The sequence below is a fragment of the Methylomonas sp. HW2-6 genome, from assembly GCF_052474525.1.
In genome coordinates this window covers 2647116-2663599 of the sequence record NZ_CP184124.1, presented here as the reverse complement: position 1 = coordinate 2663599, position 16484 = coordinate 2647116, and the positions used below count along the sequence as shown (strand labels likewise).

Here is a 16484-nt window from a genome sequence, read left to right as displayed (position 1 = left end):
CCACTTCGACAAGAGCGACAATGACTGCACAATACAGCTACTCATTCAACACCGGCGATGGTAAAAACAAGGCCTTATTAGGCGGTAAAGGCGCCAATCTGTGCGAAATGACCCAAATGGGTTTTAACGTGCCGCCGGGCTTTGTCATCACTACCCAAACCTGTCTCAGCTACCTGGAACAGAAACGCTTGCCGGACGGTTTGATGGACGAAGTGCGCGCACAAATTTCGGAGATCGAGCGGGTGACCGGCAAACATTTCGGCGGCGCCAACGACCCGCTGCTGGTCTCGGTGCGGTCCGGCTCGGCGATTTCGATGCCGGGCATGATGGACACCATCTTGAACCTGGGTCTGAACAAGCAGACCCTGGCCGGCCTGATCGAGGAAACTTCCGACCCGCGTTTCGCTTACGACGCTTACCGGCGCTTCATTCAACTGTTCGGCAAGGTCGCACTCGGGATTGAAGACGAGAAATTCGACACCCATTTCAACAACGTCAAACGCGCCGCCGGCATCAAGGCCGACGTCGCATTGAGCGCGGACCAGTTACAAGAAATCAGCGAATTGTTCTTGATGGTCGTGCATGAAGAAACCGGCCGGCCGTTTCCGGAAGACGTTTACCAGCAATTGGAAATTGCGATCTGCGCCGTATTCAATTCCTGGATGGGCAAGCGGGCGATCGACTACCGCAAAGAATTCCACATCACCCCGGATATCGCCAACGGCACCGCAGTCAATATTGTGACCATGGTGTTCGGCAACATGGGCGACGATTGCGCTACCGGCGTCGGCTTCACCCGCAACCCCGGCACCGGCGAAAACGAGATGTACGGCGAATATTTGGTCAATGCCCAGGGCGAAGATGTCGTGGCCGGCATCCGCACCCCAAAACCGGTGCACGAAATGGCCAAGGAAATACCGGAGCAATACCGGCAATTGGTGGAACTGCGCAACAAGCTGGAAGCGCATTACCACGAAGTCCAGGACTACGAATACACCATCGAACGCGGCGTGTTGTACTGCCTGCAAACCCGCAACGGCAAAATGAATGCGGCGGCGATGGTCAAAACCTCGATCGACATGGTCGCCGAAGGCCTGATCAGCAAGGAGCAAGCCTTATTGCGGATCAATCCGGAGTTATTGGAACAGTTGCTGCATCCGCAACTGGCGCCGGATCACACCAACAAACCGATCGCCACCGGCCTGCCGGCTTCACCGGGCGCGGCCTGCGGCCATTGCGTATTCGACGCCGATACCGCCGTCCGCCTCGCTAAAACCGGTCAGGATTTAATCCTGTTGCGGGAAGAAACCAAACCGGAGGACATTCACGGTTTCTTCGCCGCCCAGGGCGTGTTGACCAGCCGCGGCGGTAAAACTTCGCACGCCGCGGTGGTGGCGCGCGGCATGGGCAAGGCCTGTGTCGCCGGCGCCGAAGACATCAAGGTCGATGTGCGGGCGCGGCTGGCTATCGTCGGCGATATCCACATCAAAGAAGGCGATCTGATCACGATCGACGGCAGTAACGGCAATATATATCTGGGCCGGATTCCGACCATCGCCCCACGATTCTCCGAGGAACTGAAAATCTTACTCGGCTGGGCCGACGAAGTCGCCCGGCTGCGGGTCCACGCCAACGTCGACACGCCGGAAACCGCGCGTCTGGCGGTCAGTTACGGCGCCAAAGGCATTGGCCTGTGCCGCACAGAACGCATGTTCAACGCCGCCGACCGGTTGCCGCTGGTAGTCGACATGATCCTGGCCCACAACACCGAAGAGCGGGAAGCGGCGCTGGCCAAACTATTCCCGATCCAGCGCGACGACTTCGAACAATTGTTCGAAGCGATGTCGCCGCACCCGGTTACCGTCCGCTTGCTGGACCCACCGATGCACGAGTTCCTGCCCAACGAACACCAATTGACCGACGAACTGGACGCGCTGAAACATTACCTGACCATCGTCAAAGGCCAACGGGTGACGCTGGACACCTTGACCAATGCCGGCGACCTGCCGGCGCCGTTCAACCGGCTGAACGAAGACGTGATTCTGGAAGCGATCGCCAAGAAGCAGATGATGCTGGACAAGGTGCTGGAGCTGTACGAAGTCAATCCGATGCTGGGCCACCGCGGCGTTCGCCTGGGCATGAGCTATCCGGAAATCTACAAGATGCAGATCCGCTCGATTCTGGAGGCGGCGGCGCGTTGCATCAAACAACGGATTCCGGTCGAGCCGGAAATCATGGTGCCGCAAGTCATCACGGCGCAAGAACTGAAAAAGGTGAAAGGCTACGTCGACGAAATCCAGAACGAGGTCGAAAGCCAGTACAAGATCAAACTGAATTTCAAATTCGGCACGATGATCGAAACGGTCAGGGCCTGCACCCGTGCCGACCGCTTGGCGGCGACGGCCAGCTTCTTCTCGTTCGGCACCAACGATTTGACCCAGGCCACCTTCTCCTTCTCGCGGGAAGACGCCGAAAACAAATTCCTGCCCTTATACGAAGAATCCGGCTTGTTGGAAGATAACCCGTTTGAAACGCTGGATATCGAGGGCCTCGGCAAACTGATGAAAATGGCGGTGGATTTGGGCCGACAACAACGCCCGGAGTTGAAAATCGGCATTTGCGGCGAACACGGCGGTCATCCACGTTCGATCCGTTTCGTCCATAACTTGGGCTTGAACTACGTCTCTTGCTCCGCGCCGCGAATTCCGGTGGCCCGGCTGGCGGCTGCCCACGCCAAACTGCTGGAAAATAAGCCAATATAAGCCGACGCAGCCGGCGCCAAAAACCAGGCGCCGGCCGCTTCGCTGTTTATTCCCGGTAACGTCCGACCCGGTTCCGACCCGAAGCCTTGGCGTCGTACAAGGCTTGGTCGGCACGATACAGCAAGCTATCGAAGGCTTGATCGTGGCCCGGAATGATGGTCGCCACGCCGAGACTGATCGTCACAAACTCGGAAATCTTCGAATCCGGATGCGGCATCCGCATGTTTTCTACCGCTTTCCGCAGGATTTCCGCCAACACCAGGATTTGGTCGGCGTCGCATGCCGCCACCACACAAAACTCTTCGCCGCCGTAGCGGGCGATCAAATCGCCGGGCCGGCGAAAAAACCGTTTCAAGGTTCTTGCCACCTGCCGCAAACACTGGTCGCCTTCCAAATGCCCCAAATTGTCGTTGTAGGATTTGAAAAAATCGATGTCGATCATAATCATCGACAATGGATATTGATGCCTTAACGCCCGTTTCCACTCGCGCTTGACGAAAGCGTCGTAGTAGCGCCGATTCGGCAGTAATGTCAGCGAATCCAAATAGGCCAATTGCAGCCGGCTCTGGGCTTTGTCCAGTCGTTTGCTCAGCCGGGCTTGCGCCAAATACGACAACAACAACACAATCAAACCGATCAGCGCGACGATAGCATGCGTGATCACCAAATGCTCCACCCGCTCGTTGACGAAACTATCCAGGCTGGAGGCCGGTATATTCACGCTGACGCCGCCCCGCACGTCGCCCAGCTTATATCCGTCCTGATCGTGGCATTTCAGGCATTCCGGTTCGACCAGCAACGGCGCCATATAGCGGTAAAACGGTTTACCGTCGATCATGCCGGACCCGCTGACGCTTTTTTGGCCTTGCTTGAACGCAGCCATCGCTCCGGCCTCCCAACTATCCGGTTTGTTCTCCGGCCGCAGCGGTTCGGTACTGGTGATATGGAAGTTGATACCGCTTTGACTCTGGCTCATTTCCGCCAACTGCCGGGTCATGAATGCCGGATTGATCAAAGTCAGCTTGACGCCTTCCTTGGTTTCGACATCGCGGTTGGGCACTTTCAAATAAGGATTGGGTTGCGTGCCTGGATCGATCGGAACGTACACGCCGCCGTGCGAGGCATTCCACTTTCTGACCAGCACAATGTGATCGAAAAACATTTCGGCCTGACGGGTAGCGATATTTTGCGCGTACTGTTTGGTGTCCATTACTTGCTGGTATAGGTTCAGGCTAAGCAGCATTAGCCACAGAACCGCATAAACCAGGAACGTAATCCGTCTCATCAATTGCCTCAAAAAATACTTGCCACCACGCCGTGCTCCTCACCGGCCGCGTATCCAACAACCACACTATGGCGCCCGTGGAAGTGCTATCACATCATATCAGCAGACAACTTCGATATGAATTGAAATGGCCTGTTGATGCTGGCACTATAAACAAGCCGGACGCCCAAATGAATGAACCTTATCACTCTTCCAGCAAATGACAGAATCAGAACGTATCAGCCACGCGGAACACGACCACAACCAATGCATTCGAAAAGCGATAAGTGTAGCGGAACAGCTTTGCTTGTCACGCGGCGTGCAGTTAACCCCGATCCGGCACAAAATTCTGGAGTTGATTTGGAACAGCCACAAGGCGGTTAAAGCTTACGATCTGCTCGACCAAATCCGCCCGGTCAACGATGCCGCCAAACCCTCGACCGTCTACCGGGCGCTGGATTTTTTACTGGAACAAGGCCTGATTCACCGAGTGGAAAGTCTTAATGCTTTCGTCGGCTGCCATTGCTCCGGCACCCAGCACGACCAACTCTTGCTGATCTGCACCGCCTGCCATACCGTAGAGGAGCGCGCCGCCCCAAACGTACTGAGCGCGCTGGCGGTGGAATTGACCACTGCCAACTTCATCCCGCAGCGGAAAACCATCGAGATACACGGATTGTGTAAATCCTGTAAACCTGCTTAGACCACCGCGTCAGAAAAAGCGGACAAACATTGACCTGGGTCAATGCTTTTATCGGCTAAAGCCCTAAACTGCAGCCATGTCGAACGCTTTCCTACCGTCGACATGATCCTCTTGAAAGATAGATGCCTGGCGGGCGAGTTTACTCTCCCGCCTTTTTTTTGCCGTGCGATCCTCCTATAATCGCCGCCCTACCCACTCCAAACCACCCGCATGCTCAGCGACAGCCAAAAACGCCTGCTCCAACAAACCGGAGACGAGTTGCAGGACATCGGCGAACACCGCTTTTGCGAGCTGTGTCGCCATCCGCAGCAAATCGAATCCGCAGCCGACAACGAGTTGATCGCCTTTTTGAAAGTCGCCAACGCCCTCTACCGCGGCGGCGAACCGGCGATCAGCGACAGCGACTATGATTTCGTGTTTCTGGCCGAACTGAAAAAGCGCCAGCCCGAACATCCGTTGCTGCACGAAGTGGAGCCGGAACCGGCCTTCGCCGGTAAAACCGTCGATCTGCCGGTGATGATGCTATCCACCGACAAGGCCTACAGCCGCGACGAAGTCGAACGCTGGGCGGCCCGCATCGAAAAAGCGGCGGAAGAACTGGGCCAGAACTTTGCCGAGCTGCAATTCAAGATCACGCCAAAACTGGACGGTTACGCCGCCTACGACGACGGCCGCATACTGTATACCCGCGGCGACGGCCGCAAAGGCCAGGACATCAGCCGCGTGTTCGAGCGCGGCCTGCAAGTCGCCAACCAAGGCCAGCGCGGGCTGGGGGCCGGTGAAATCGTGGTCAGCCGCAGTTATTTCGATCGGAACTTGGCCGACTTTTTCGACAATCCGCGAAATTTCCAGGCCAGCGTGATCAAGGAAAAAGAGCTGGACGAACACGCCCAACAAGCCGTCAACGACCATGCCGCGGTATTTTATCCGTTTGTATTACTGCCGGCGTGGACGGGCGCCTGGGCCGAATTGATCGCAGACTTCGAAGGCCACGTCAAAACCATCTGGCATAAAGTCGATTACGACGTCGACGGCGTGATTCTGGAAATCGCCGACGAGGGCCTGAAAACGTATTTAGGCGCCACCCGCCACCACCACCGCTGGCAGTTGGCGTATAAGGAAAATCTGGAAACCGCTGAAGTCAGAATTCTGCATGTCGTGCCGCAAACCTCGCGCTCGGGCCGGATTACGCCGGTCGCCGAGCTGGAACCGACCCGACTCAGCGGCGCCCTGCTGTCGCGGGCCACGGCCCACCATTACAAAATGGTGCTGGACAAGGGCATCGGACCCGGCGCGCTGATCCGCCTGGCACGTTCCGGCGAGGTGATTCCGAAAATCGAGGCGGTCATCCGCCCGGCCGAACCCGACATCCCCGAGGCCTGTCCCAGTTGCGGCCACGCTTTGATTTGGGATAACGACTACCTGCTTTGCCCGAACAATCTGGCTTGTCCGGCACAAATCAGCAACAGCATGGAGCATTTCTTCAGGGTATTGAAAAACAACGACGGTTTCGGCGCCGCCAGCATCAAACGCCTGTACGAACACGGTATCCGCCGCGTCGACCAAATCTACGCCCTCAACGCCGAGCAATTCGAAAGCATGGGCTTCGGCCCGAAACAATCGCAAAATCTGGTCGACCAGTTGTTACGCAGCCGGCGCGAAGCGGTCGAAGACTGGCGCTTCCTGGCCGCGTTCGGCGTGTTCCGCATGGGCTTGGGCAATTGCGAACGTTTGCTGGCCCACTACCCCCTGCAAGCTATCTTCGAATTGACCGAAGCCGATATCGTCGCGATCGAAGGCTTTGCCGAAAAAACTGCCGCCGTGATTACCGAAGGCTTCGCCAATATCAAACCCTTGTTCGATAATTTAATGGCGCTGGGATTTAACTTACAGGCCAGTCAAGCGCAACCCGACGAAAACGCACACCCGTTGGCCGGCAAAACCCTGGTATTTACCGGCACTTTGCACAGCGGCAGCCGCGACGAGCTTAGCAAACAAGCCAAAGCCAAGGGCGCCAAAGTCGGTAGTTCGGTATCGGCCAAGACCGACTATTTGGTGGCCGGCGACAATGTCGGCGCCAACAAAACCAACGCCGCCCGCGAAAAAGGCGTCGAGGTAATCAGCGAGCAGGAATTTCTGGCCTTGCTAAACGGAGACACAGCATGAGCCGGCCGATCGTATTGTGTTTTTCCGGCCACGACCCCAGCGGCGGCGCCGGGATTCAAGCCGATATCGAAGCCATCGCCAGCCACCGCTGCCACGCCGCCAGCATCGTCACCGCATTAACCGAACAAGACAGCCGCAACGTCAAAAAACTGATTCCGCAGCGCGCGGAGGATATTCTCAGCCAAGCCGAAACGCTGTTAAACGACTTCACAGTTGCCGCCTGCAAAATCGGCCTGATCGGCGACGCCGAAGTCGCCAGAGCGATTGCCCAGGTATTGCGGCAATATCCGACCGTTCCGGTGGTACTGGACCCGGTGCTGGCTGCCGGCGGCGGCACCGAGTTGGCCGGCCGGCAGTTGATAGACGTCATCGTCTCCGAACTACTCCCGCTCACCACCTTACTCACCCCCAACAGCGATGAAGCCCGCCGCCTCTCCGGTCAAACCGATCTGGCCGACTGCGCGCACTGGCTGAAACAGCGCGGAGCCGAGTACGTGCTAATCACCGGTACCCACGAAAACTCCGAGCTGGTACACAACCGTTTATACATGCCCGACGGCCTCAACCAAACCTTCAATTGGGAACGCCTACCCCACCACTACCACGGCTCCGGCTGCACGTTGGCTAGCGCCATCGCCGCGTTGCTGGCGCAAGGCCTGGACATGTTCACCGCCGTCAGCGAAGCCCAGGAATTTACCTGGCAATCCCTGGCTGCGGCCTACCTGCCCGGAACAGGCCAACATCATCCGGACCGGCTATTTTGGGTGGAGGCATGAAGTTTCCCGGCAAAGGCCTATACGCCATCACCCAACCGGACGGCAAATCCATTGCTCAAGTCGTCGCAGACGTTGAAGCGGCGTTACGCGGCGGTGCCGCCGTCATTCAATACCGCGACAAAAATCCGCTGGATGCCGGCAAACTGGCCGCCGAGCTGTTGGCCGTTTGCCACGCTTACCGGGTGCCGCTATTGATCAACGACAGCGTCGAATTGGCGCTGGCGGTCGGTGCCGACGGCGTGCATTTGGGCCGCGACGACGGCGACCTGGCGGCCGCCAGGGCCGCATTGGGGCCCGACGCGATCATCGGCGTCTCCTGCTACAACGACATCGGCAGAGCGACTGCGGCCGTCGCCGCCGGCGCCGATTACGTGGCCTTCGGCCGCTTTTTCCCCTCCGGCTCCAAGCCATTGGCCGCGCCGGCCGAAATCGGCACGCTAGAAATAGCCAAGCGCAGCTTGCAAGTCCCTATCGTCGCGATCGGCGGCATATTGCCGGAAAACGCTGGACAGCTATTGGCAGCCGGTGCAGACTTACTCGCCGTCATCGGCGGCGTATTCGACGGCGACCCGTTCGCAGCCGCGCGCCGTTTCCAGGCATTGTTTTAATTTTTGCGGAGGCTGCCATGCCAGACCATGTCTACCAAAAAATCGAATTAACCGGCTCGTCCACTGTCAGCATCGAAAACGCGGTGGAAAACGCCGTGGCCAAGGCCGGCGAATCGGTGGCCAATATGCGCTGGTTCGAAGTAATCGAAACCCGCGGCCATATCGCCGACGGCAAAATCGCCCACTGGCAAGTCACGATCAAAGTCGGTTACACGCTGGACTAAAGCGCCGGTTATGGACGCCTTTCTGCAAGCCGCGATCGCCGAAGCCGAAGCCGGTTTGGCGGAAGGCGGCATCCCGATCGGCTCGGTGCTGGCTTATCAGAATCGTATCATCGGCCGCGGCCATAACCGCCGGGTGCAACAGGGCAGCGCCATTCTGCACGGCGAAATGGATGCGCTGGAACATGCCGGCCGCTTACCGGCCCAGGTCTACCGCGACAGCGTGCTCTACACCACCTTGTCGCCTTGCGCGATGTGCAGCGGCGCGATTTTGCTATACGGCATCCCGCGCGTCGTAATCGGCGAGAACCAAACCTTCGTCGGCGAAGAAGAATTACTGCGCCAACGCGGCGTAAGGCTGGAAATAATCCAAGACCAGCGCTGCATCGAATTAATGCGGGATTTCATTGCCGCCCGGCCCGAACTCTGGAACGAAGACATCGGCGTTTAAGCCTCGCCTAACGGCGGGCGGTCAAAGCCTCGCGCTCGCGTTTCAACAACTCGGCTTTGCGTTCGATTCCCCAGCGGTAACCAGCCAGTTTGCCGTGGCTGCGAACCGCCCGATGGCACAGACACCGCCTGCCCCGCCGGCGACCAGCACGGCACCCAAACAACAACTGCCGACGGCATAGCCGATGCCGTAGCCGTTCCGGGCGATTCTCGGCGACGGGCTAGACACCGCTAAACCGAATGTAGCGCCGCAACGGTGAACCGGCAGTCCAGACGAAGGCTTCGGTGTAGTAGTGCATCAAGGCCAGATAACCGATCAGCCCCAAAGTAACCGCCTTGTAGACTTGTGTCGCGAACAGGGTTTGTAGCAACAGATTCACCATGCCGTCGCCGTAAGCCTGCAACAGGTAAGTCAACATAAACGATAACAGCGGCAATACCACCGCCGCCGGAATCCGGCAGCTTGCGGCAAACCGGAACAATGCGTTTTCCGGGCGGATGCCGTGGCGGTTGACGTCGTGGGTCACGTAAAAACTATAGGCGGTAATGTCATGCACCAGACGCGGCATCAAAATTGCCAAAAAATAATACTGCTGGCTGTAGACGTAACAACTGGCGACCACCAACAAGGTATTCGCCCACAAAAAATACCAGCCCAAACGGTTCGATACATAGCGTTGGCACACCAGCGTAGAAATACACAAGGCCGCAGTCAGCAATACCGCAATCTGCAACACCCGGGCGGCTTGTTCCGGCTCCAGGCTGTTGTGCATGAAGATGCCGATATAGCTAAAGATCCCGGCGCTCACACTAAGCCACAATTGCAGATAAAACAACCGGTTCGGCAAGCGGCACACGGCCTTGGCGACGCCGTGCTGCTGTTTCAACACGTGGTAAACCGTCCAGCAGGCGCTGATCAGATACAGCACCCGGTACGGAATAAACAGGCTGCCGACCCCGAAAAACAGCACGATAAAGCCGGTCATGCCGATCAGCTTGTTTTTGTAAGTCGCCAGATACTCGGTGTGGCTGGCCAGCAGTAAATTACTGGCGATGATATGCGGCGTGCCGAACAAGACTTGGAACAACAGGAAATGGCTGGGACTGGTCGGCAAGGCTTCGCGCAAAGCGTGGTCGAATCCGGCGCTGTCCAGCCACACCAGCACCAAACTCAGCGGTACGATGGCGTACAAACCGAGCAGAAAACGGAACGACACCGCCATCGGCCGGGCTATGTCGGGTTGGGGGTTGGTCAGGCTTACTGTCGCCACGGTGCCACCTATCGTTATTATTTTGGGCAGCCGTTATTATCGCTATTTTGCCCCGCGACTCAATACGCTTGGTTTTTCTGGCGGTTAAGCATTACTGCGCTTGCCTTGCAAGCCGCCGGTATGCATCGCAACGATACGATGCCCGGCCGGAAAATAGCCGCGCGCGATCAAGTCGTATAGCGCATATAGCAATTTACCGGTGTAAACCGGTTCCAGCTCGATAGCGTGCCGACGTTGAAAATCTACGATGAAATCGAGCAATTGCGGGGTGGTCTTGGCGAAGCCGCCGCAGTGGTATTCGGTCACAATCCGCCATGCGACATCGTTGGCAGCCCCAGCAGCACCCAAAAACGACTGGATATCTTCGATCAGGAATTCGCCGCCTTTCAGCGCGGCGACGCCGATCAATTCGGTGCCGGGCGGCGCAGCGCCGATCAAACCCGCCAACGTGGTGCCGGTGCCGCAGGCAACCGCCAGAGTATCGAAGCCGATATCGATTTCGGCGACCGATTCGGCGACACCCTGCAACGCTAAATCCAGCGCCCCGCCTTCAGGCAGCCAATATTCGCCCGGTTTAAGGCCGGGCAGGCTGTTGGGGGTCCTAAAGGCGCGCAATTGCCGATAGTGCTGGCGCGGCAGAAAACGCAGCTCCATGCCCCAGGCCACCAAATCCTGCAACGTTGGATTCAGTTTCGGCGGCCGCTCGCCGCGAATGTAGCCCACCGTGTTTAAGCCCAAAGCACGGCCGGCGAAGGCCAAGGCATGCAAATGGTTGGAATAGGCTCCGCCCATGCTGAGTACGGTATCGGCGCCCCGATATAAGGCATCGTTCAGGCTGTATTTGAGTTTGCGCCATTTATTGCCGGACACGACGGGGTGCAACAAATCGTCGCGCTTCAACCAAAGCTGGATACCGCGCCCGGACACGATCGCATCGTCGATCAGGGTCAACGGCGACGGCTGCAATTGAGTTTGAAAGGCTTGCAGCCGCGGATGTAAGCCGCTCACTGCGCCGTTTTGATCGCCCAGGCCACATCAATGGCCTGGCGATTGGCTTTGACGTCGTGCACTCTAAACATCCGCACGCCGGCCATCACGCCCAGTGCGGTGGTTACCGCCGTAGCGGTGACTAGCTCGGCGGGTTGTTCGACATTGCAGATATTGCCCATGAAGCGCTTGCGGCTGGCGCCCAACAGCACCGGATACCCCATCGCAACAAACCGCGGCAGATGCGCCAATAGCTGCAAATTATCCTGCTTACGCTTGCCGAAACCGATACCGGGATCGATGGCGATATTCTGCGCCGCAATCCCGGCATTCAAAGCCGCATCGATGCGTTGTTGCAAGACTGCCGCCACCTCCTCGACGACATTCTCGTAGCAGGGGTTATCCTGCATGGTTTTCGGCTCGCCTTGCATGTGCATCAAGATGATGGGCATGCCGCTGCGGGCGGCGAAAGCCAACATATCACTATCGCCCTGCCCGGCCGATACGTCGTTGATGATATCGGCACCGGCATCGCGAGCGGCGGCCGCCACTTGGCTGGACATGGTATCGATGCTGATTCTGAGCGTCGGATCGAGTTGGCGAATTGCACGAATAGCCGGTACTACCCGGCGAATTTGCTCTTCCGCGGTGACCGGATCGGAGCCGGGCCGGGTCGACTCGCCGCCGACGTCAATGATGTCGGCACCCTCGGCGATCATTTTCTCGGCTTGGCTCACGGCTGCCGCCACACCGGTAAACTTGCCGCCGTCGGAAAAACTATCCGGAGTCACATTGAGTATCCCCATCAACTGGGGCCTGGCGGTGGGATTGAACATGCGGAAAAACTCCTCGAAGACAGCCGGATAGTTTAACGCCTTGGAGTCGTTTTGGGGTTACCGGCCGCAACAGCCGGTTGGGAAACCGCCCCGCGCCAAGCGGCGAGAGGCGGTCGGGCTCGCTTAAGCCCTGAGCAAGGCCTTGACCAGTCTCTCCGACAGCTGTTCCTCAACGAATTGCGGTTCATTTGGCGGATATAACGAGACCTCATCGATCTCAAAACCGTATTCCTTGCCCAGTAAAATCAACTCTTTGATTTTCAAGCAAGCTTTGAGCTTTTCTTTCAAAGCCTCATCGGCTTTGGCTTTCTCGGAAAATTCTTTGATAACCTTTACTGACATTGTTAACTCCGTGATAACACTAAAAATGGATAGAATCCATTTACACGGAAGCAAAATTTCTGCCAGTTGTGAAATCGGAAATACCGCTGCTTTCGCGGCGATTTAACGGGACCCGCTACCCGGGTTCAATATTTTCCCTTACAAATCCTGGTAAATTTGTCGCAAACCCAACAATGCGACAAATCAGCAAACCGCCCGCCAATTAGTCGGTCGCAGCCACCCGCCGATACGCGGAATGGTAGTAAAGCAACGGATCACCATCGCGGCAGACAACGCGGTCGACTTCGCCGATCACCACCCAATGGCTTCCGGCCTGGATTTGCTGCACCACCCGACATTCCAAAGCCGCCAGTGCTTCGTCCAAGACCGGCGCACCGTTTTCTCCGGCTTGCCAGGGTACGGCAGCGAACCGCTGCTCCTGCGTGGTACTGCCGGCAAACTGGTTGGAGACGTCTTCCTGGCTTTCGCCGAGGATATTGACCGCAAAGCGGCGACTCTCCAACAGCGCAGCGCCGGTATCGGTCGCCTGATTCAGGCACACCAAAATTTGCGGTGGCTCCAGCGATACGCTGCTGAAAGCGGTCGCGGTCATGCCCTTTGGCTGGTTTTCCCGGCTCAGAGTGGTCACCACCGTGACGCCGCTGGCCCATAATTTCAGCGCATTTTTGAATTGTTTGGCTTCGACACCCATGATAATTCACTTCCCGTAAGATTAAGTTTCGCGATTGGCGGCCGCATAACACCGGCAACGTCTCGCCCGTAGCCGGTGTTACGCCAATTATTCCGTCAATGTTTAGGCCGCATGTGAGGGAACAGCAACACGTCGCGGATACTCGGCGAGTTGGTGAACAACATTACCAACCGGTCGATACCGATGCCCTCGCCGGCCGTCGGCGGCATGCCGTGTTCCAGCGCGGTGATGTAATCGGCGTCGTAATGCATGGCTTCGTTATCGCCGGCCTCTTTTTCCTCGACCTGCTTGCGGAAACGCTCGGCCTGGTCTTCGGCGTCGTTCAACTCGGTGAAGCCGTTGGCAATCTCGCGGCCGCCGACGAAGAACTCGAAACGGTCGGTGACGTGCGGATCATTGTCGTTGCGCCGCGCCAGCGGCGACACTTCCACCGGATAGGCGGTGATGAAGGTCGGGTTCATCAAACGGTGCTCGACGGTTTTCTCGAAAATCTCGATCTGCACCTTGCCCAGGCCGTAACTGTCTTTGACCGGTATTTTCAGATTTTCGGCAACCTGGACCGCCGCTTCGCGGCTGGTCAAATCGGCCAGCGTCAAATCGGGATTGAAATGCAGGATGGATTCCAGCACGGTCATCCGCGCAAACGGCTTACCAAAATCGTAAGTTTCACCTTGGTACTCGATTTGAGTGTTACCGACGATATCTTCAGCGATACCGCGCAGCATGGCTTCGGTCAAGTCCATCAAGTCGCCGTATTCGGCGTAGGCCTGATAGAACTCCAGCATCGTGAATTCCGGATTATGCCGGGTCGACAGGCCCTCATTACGGAAATTGCGGTTGATTTCGAACACGCGTTCGAAGCCGCCGACTACCAGGCGTTTCAAATACAATTCAGGCGCGATGCGCAGGTAAAGCTCCATATCCAACGCATTGTGAAAGGTCGTGAACGGCCGCGCGGTGGCGCCGCCCGGAATGACCTGCATCATCGGCGTTTCCACTTCCAAGAAGTCGCGAGCCACCAGAAAGTCGCGAATGTAATTGACGATTTTCGAACGCATGACAAAAGTCTTGCGCGCCTCGTCGCTCATGATCAAGTCCAGGTAACGCTGGCGGTATTTGATCTCCTGATCGGCGATGCCGTGGAATTTTTCCGGCAGGGGCCGCAAGGCTTTGGTCAGCAGGCGAATGTCGTCGACCTTGACGCTGAGCTCGCCGACCTTGGTTTTGAACAAGGTACCTTCGGCGCCGAGGATGTCACCGATGTCCCACTTCTTGAACTGGTCGTTATAGACGCCCTCCGGCAGGTTATCGCGCGCGACGTAAACCTGAATCTGGCCGGACATGTCCTGCAAATGGCAAAAACTGGCCTTGCCCATGATGCGGCGCGTCATCATCCGTCCGGCAATCTTGACCCTGATCGGCTCGGCCAACAATTCCTCTTCGGATTTTTCGCCGTATTCGGCCAGCAATTCTCCGGCCACCACGTTGCGGCGAAAATCGGTCGGAAACGCAATGCCTTCCTCGCGGATGGCATTCAGTTTTTCCCGGCGTTGTTTAATCTGTTCCTGTTCGTCGTGTTCGAGTTCTGACATGTTTTTAAAAACTAAAGCAAAAATAAAAATTAACTATGGGTCCAGCGGCAGCAAGCGCACCCGTTCGCGTAACTCGTCGGCAACGACCAGAGCGCCGTTCTCGAGTTCGGTATGAAAACGGCGCAACAACTCGATTGCCCGCGGCCCCAACGCTTGCGGTGCGATGTTTTGAGTGCGAATTTGAAACACACTGGGCGATTCAGCCCCCGTCAGCGCCAACAAAGTCCCGAAGTCCAGATCATGGGTAAAAACCACGGCGCCATTCTCACGCGCCCATCCAAACAACACGTGATCAGCGGCATTTGCTGCGCCTATTTCTGACCAATGCACCGCCTCGAACCCCGCGCCAACCAACACCGGCACCCAGGCCGGCGACAAGTTCATATCCAGCAATAGTTTCACGCCGCGTGCAAAGGCAATTCGATTTCCTCGGCTCGCCAAGCCGCAAAGCGCAACGCCTCGGTGATATCGTCAGCCTCCAAATAAGGGTATAAATCGAGAATCTGCTGCACCGAATAACCGCTGGCAACCAAACCGACCACAGTACCAACGGTGACCCTAAGGCTGCGTATGCAAGGTTTCCCACCCATTAGATTCTGGTCGAAAGTAATCCGTTGAAAATTTTTCATTACTCCCTCCGGTTCAGGTAAGGTTCGTTTTACAACCCGCTCTTCAAGCTCGCCTCAATAAACTGATCCAACGCCCCGTCCAATACCGCCTGGGTATTGCCGGTTTCGACGTTGGTGCGCAGGTCCTTGATCCGCGATTGGTCCAGCACGTAGGAGCGAATCTGGCTGCCCCAGCCGATGTCGGATTTGGAGTCTTCAATCGCCTGCAAGCCTTCGCTGCGTTTCAGCATTTCCATCTCGTACAGCTTGGCCTTGAGCTGCTTCATCGCCGTGTCTTTGTTCTTGTGCTGCGAGCGGTCGCTTTGGCATTGGGTGACGATGCCGCTGGGCGCGTGGGTAATCCGCACCGCCGATTCGGTTCTATTGACGTGCTGGCCGCCGGCGCCGCTGGCGCGATACACGTCGATCCGCAAATCGGCCGGGTTGATGTCGATTTCGATATCATCGTCGATTTCCGGCGAGACGAAAACCGACGCGAACGAAGTATGGCGGCGGTTGCCGGAATCGAACGGCGATTTGCGTACCAAGCGGTGCACGCCGGTTTCGGTACGCAGCCAACCAAAGGCATACGGACCTTCGAATTTAATCGTCGCACTCTTGATGCCGGCCACATCGCCCGGCGATTCTTCGATCAACTCGGTTTTGAAGCCCTTGGCCTCGCCCCAGCGCAAATACATGCGCTCTATCATCGATGCCCAATCCTGCGCCTCGGTGCCGCCGGAACCGGCCTGGATATCCAGAAACGCGTTGTTGGCGTCCATTTCCCCACTGAACATGCGCTGGAATTCCAGATTGGCGACCTGTTTCTCGTAGCCTTCCAGATCGCTGGCGACGGTATCGACCGTATCGGCGTCGTTTTCCTCGACCGCCATTGCCAACAATTCCTCGGCATCGTTCAGGCCTTGCTCCAGATCCTTGATGGTATTGACGATACCTTCCAGCATCGCCCGTTCCTTACCCATCGCCTGCGCCTGTTCCGGTTTGTTCCAGATCGCCGGATCTTCCAGTTCGCGCAAAACTTCCACCAACCGTTCGCTTTTGCTGTCGAAATCGAGATAGTTCTTCAACCCGGCGCTACGCTCGCGCAGATCGGCAATCTTGTATTTAATCGGATTAATTTCTTGCATGAACCTATGCTCAAACAAAACGCCGGGCAAAGAACCCGGCGCAGATAAAAAACCGGTGA

Annotated in this window: 18 protein-coding genes; 7 read left to right on the top strand and 11 right to left on the bottom strand. The window is 57.1% G+C overall.

Annotated features, from left to right (window positions below; genetic code table 11):
- Nucleotides 1–20: 20 nt before the first annotated feature.
- A complete protein-coding gene (gene ppdK / locus ACH518_RS13195; RefSeq protein ID WP_445370415.1) occupies nucleotides 21–2762 on the top strand; it encodes a pyruvate, phosphate dikinase in 2742 nt (913 codons plus the stop codon).
- Between the two features lie 46 nt (nucleotides 2763–2808).
- Here ppdK and ACH518_RS13190 read toward each other — a convergent pair whose 3' ends face one another.
- Entirely contained in the window at nucleotides 2809–4047 is a 1239-nt protein-coding gene (locus tag ACH518_RS13190; RefSeq protein WP_140913803.1) for a diguanylate cyclase domain-containing protein, read from the bottom strand.
- A 199-nt stretch (nucleotides 4048–4246) separates the two neighbouring features.
- Here ACH518_RS13190 and ACH518_RS13185 point away from each other — a divergent pair, with 199 nt between their 5' ends.
- The 6 genes from ACH518_RS13185 (at nucleotide 4247) to ACH518_RS13160 (ending at nucleotide 8951) form a co-directional block, all read left to right on the top strand.
- Nucleotides 4247–4729 carry a transcriptional repressor gene (locus ACH518_RS13185; RefSeq protein ID WP_140913802.1) on the top strand — a complete coding sequence of 161 codons (483 nt, stop codon included), beginning with the start codon at nucleotides 4247–4249 and terminating at the stop codon, nucleotides 4727–4729.
- 210 nt (nucleotides 4730–4939) lie between these two features.
- Nucleotides 4940–6895 carry a BRCT domain-containing protein gene (locus ACH518_RS13180; protein ID WP_445370414.1) on the top strand — a complete coding sequence of 652 codons (1956 nt, stop codon included), beginning with the start codon at nucleotides 4940–4942 and terminating at the stop codon, nucleotides 6893–6895.
- Entirely contained in the window at nucleotides 6892–7671 is a 780-nt protein-coding gene (thiD, locus tag ACH518_RS13175) for a bifunctional hydroxymethylpyrimidine kinase/phosphomethylpyrimidine kinase (protein WP_445370413.1), read from the top strand. Before ACH518_RS13180 ends, thiD begins: the two co-directional genes overlap by 4 nt.
- Nucleotides 7668–8279 (top strand): thiamine phosphate synthase, encoded by a 612-nt coding sequence (thiE, locus tag ACH518_RS13170; protein ID WP_445370412.1) that lies wholly within the window; start codon nucleotides 7668–7670, stop codon nucleotides 8277–8279. The genes thiD and thiE overlap by 4 nt, the downstream gene beginning before the upstream one ends.
- Nucleotides 8280–8296: 17 nt before the next feature.
- Nucleotides 8297–8503: a dodecin gene (locus ACH518_RS13165; RefSeq protein WP_054763253.1), complete on the top strand. Its 207-nt coding sequence runs from the start codon at nucleotides 8297–8299 to the stop codon at nucleotides 8501–8503.
- Between the two features lie 10 nt (nucleotides 8504–8513).
- On the top strand, nucleotides 8514–8951 hold the full coding sequence (locus ACH518_RS13160; RefSeq protein WP_445370411.1) for a nucleoside deaminase: 438 nt from the start codon (nucleotides 8514–8516) through the stop codon (nucleotides 8949–8951).
- A gap of 7 nt (nucleotides 8952–8958) precedes the next feature.
- On the opposite strand, the gene ACH518_RS13155 is transcribed toward ACH518_RS13160, so the two are convergent.
- The 10 genes from ACH518_RS13155 to prfB all read right to left on the bottom strand — a co-directional run bounded on the left by ACH518_RS13155 (nucleotide 8959) and on the right by prfB (nucleotide 16425).
- Nucleotides 8959–9114, bottom strand: a complete 156-nt coding sequence (locus ACH518_RS13155) for an MGMT family protein (RefSeq protein WP_445370410.1) — start codon at nucleotides 9112–9114, stop codon at nucleotides 8959–8961.
- A gap of 57 nt (nucleotides 9115–9171) precedes the next feature.
- The gene (locus ACH518_RS13150; RefSeq protein WP_445372995.1) at nucleotides 9172–10173 is read right to left on the bottom strand and encodes a hypothetical protein; all 1002 of its coding nucleotides are present in this window, start codon (nucleotides 10171–10173) and stop codon (nucleotides 9172–9174) included.
- Nucleotides 10174–10305: 132 nt separating this feature from the next.
- The gene (locus ACH518_RS13145; RefSeq protein WP_445370409.1) at nucleotides 10306–11229 is read right to left on the bottom strand and encodes a 1-aminocyclopropane-1-carboxylate deaminase/D-cysteine desulfhydrase; all 924 of its coding nucleotides are present in this window, start codon (nucleotides 11227–11229) and stop codon (nucleotides 10306–10308) included.
- The gene (gene folP, locus ACH518_RS13140) at nucleotides 11226–12044 is read right to left on the bottom strand and encodes a dihydropteroate synthase (RefSeq protein WP_445370408.1); all 819 of its coding nucleotides are present in this window, start codon (nucleotides 12042–12044) and stop codon (nucleotides 11226–11228) included. Before folP ends, ACH518_RS13145 begins: the two co-directional genes overlap by 4 nt.
- Nucleotides 12045–12167: 123 nt before the next feature.
- Entirely contained in the window at nucleotides 12168–12386 is a 219-nt protein-coding gene (locus tag ACH518_RS13135; protein WP_140913794.1) for a Nif11-like leader peptide family natural product precursor, read from the bottom strand.
- A 202-nt stretch (nucleotides 12387–12588) separates the two neighbouring features.
- Nucleotides 12589–13077, bottom strand: a complete 489-nt coding sequence (locus ACH518_RS13130) for a flavin reductase family protein (RefSeq protein ID WP_445370407.1) — start codon at nucleotides 13075–13077, stop codon at nucleotides 12589–12591.
- A gap of 95 nt (nucleotides 13078–13172) precedes the next feature.
- On the bottom strand, nucleotides 13173–14669 hold the full coding sequence (gene lysS / locus ACH518_RS13125) for a lysine--tRNA ligase (RefSeq protein ID WP_445370406.1): 1497 nt from the start codon (nucleotides 14667–14669) through the stop codon (nucleotides 13173–13175).
- 33 nt (nucleotides 14670–14702) lie between these two features.
- On the bottom strand, nucleotides 14703–15071 hold the full coding sequence (locus ACH518_RS13120; protein WP_445370405.1) for a DUF5615 family PIN-like protein: 369 nt from the start codon (nucleotides 15069–15071) through the stop codon (nucleotides 14703–14705).
- Nucleotides 15068–15298 (bottom strand): DUF433 domain-containing protein, encoded by a 231-nt coding sequence (locus ACH518_RS13115; RefSeq protein ID WP_278212183.1) that lies wholly within the window; start codon nucleotides 15296–15298, stop codon nucleotides 15068–15070. The genes ACH518_RS13120 and ACH518_RS13115 overlap by 4 nt, the downstream gene beginning before the upstream one ends.
- Before the next feature lie 29 nt (nucleotides 15299–15327).
- Complete coding sequence (gene prfB, locus ACH518_RS13110; RefSeq protein ID WP_256609260.1) at nucleotides 15328–16425, bottom strand: peptide chain release factor 2; 1098 nt, start codon at nucleotides 16423–16425, stop codon at nucleotides 15328–15330.
- Between the last annotated feature and the right edge of the window lie 59 nt (nucleotides 16426–16484).